Genomic DNA, 1161 nt, shown 5'->3' on the forward strand with positions numbered 1-1161 from the left:
TTGTCAGAATCAGGGCGTTTGGTTGGAGTTGATAAAGATCTAGCTGCTATTGAGGTTGCAAACAAACTTCATGATGAAGACGCCCGTTTTGAGATAGAGCATGGCTCGTTTGTCGATATTCCACTGTATTTAGCTAAGCGTGGTGATGAGTTGGCAGATGGAGTATTGGTTGATCTAGGTGTTTCGTCACCGCAGTTGGACGAAGCTGATCGAGGTTTTAGTTTTATGAACGACGGCCCTCTTGATATGCGCATGGATACCAGTGCTGGTGTTAGTGCTCAGCAGTGGCTCGCAGAAGTCGAAGAGCAAGGGTTGGTGCGTGTACTAAGAGATTATGGTGAAGAGCGTTTTGCTAAGCGCATAGCTGCTGCAATCGTCGAGGCGAGATCTAAGCAAGTCATTGATACCACCTTGAAGCTTGCAAATATTGTGTCTGAAGCGAATCCCGCATGGGAGAAGCATAAGCATCCAGCGACGAGAGCTTTTCAGGCAATACGTATTGAGATTAACAAAGAATTAGCTGATTTAGAGTTGTTCCTTGAGTGCGCTGTGAGTGCATTGAAAGTAGGTGGTCGCCTTGTGGTTATTAGCTTTCACTCACTGGAAGATCGAATGGTCAAGCGGGCGATGAAAAAATTAGCGAAAGGGGATGAGCCGCCACCGGGCGTCCCTGTTTTAGAAAGTGATATAACGCGACGGTTTAAGTTGATGAGTAAGGCCATTAAGCCGAGCAAAGAAGAGATTGAACAAAATCCACGATCCCGTAGCGCAGTGATGCGCGTGTTGGAGAAGCTGAGTGATGAATGAATACTTAAGATTTTTCCTGCGTGCGCGACATGCTGAATCCTTAAAAGGCACTGTTAAGCCTCTGTTTGATGCAGGTCTCAGTGAAGACGGGGTTGCTCAGCGACTTCAAGCTATCTGGCAAGTGTTGCCGGTCAAAGAATTGTTGCTGTCGATGGGTTTGGTGTTGGTAATGACATTAACGGCACTTGGTGTTGTGTATTCGTCGCATATTTCACGCGAACTATTCGCTGGGCAAGCTTTGCTTCAAGAGCGTAATGATCAGCTTCAGTTGGAATGGGCGCAGTTGCTTTTAGAGCAGAGTGCAGTTGCCTCTCCAGGGCAGATTGAAAGCGTCGCGACGCAAGAATTAGAAAT

Annotated in this window: 2 protein-coding genes; both read left to right on the forward strand. The window is 46.9% G+C overall.

The genetic code is table 11. From position 1 onward, the window contains the following. Positions 1 to 807, forward strand: an 807-nt coding sequence (gene rsmH, locus A3738_RS00850; RefSeq protein ID WP_156503846.1) for a 16S rRNA (cytosine(1402)-N(4))-methyltransferase RsmH, incomplete at its 5' end; no start/stop codon positions are given. Beyond that, positions 800 to 1161: cell division protein FtsL (ftsL, locus tag A3738_RS00855; RefSeq protein WP_068763268.1), on the forward strand; the 362-nt coding region annotated here is incomplete at its 3' end. The genes rsmH and ftsL, both read left to right, overlap by 8 nt.

This window comes from Oleiphilus sp. HI0066 (assembly GCF_001635725.1).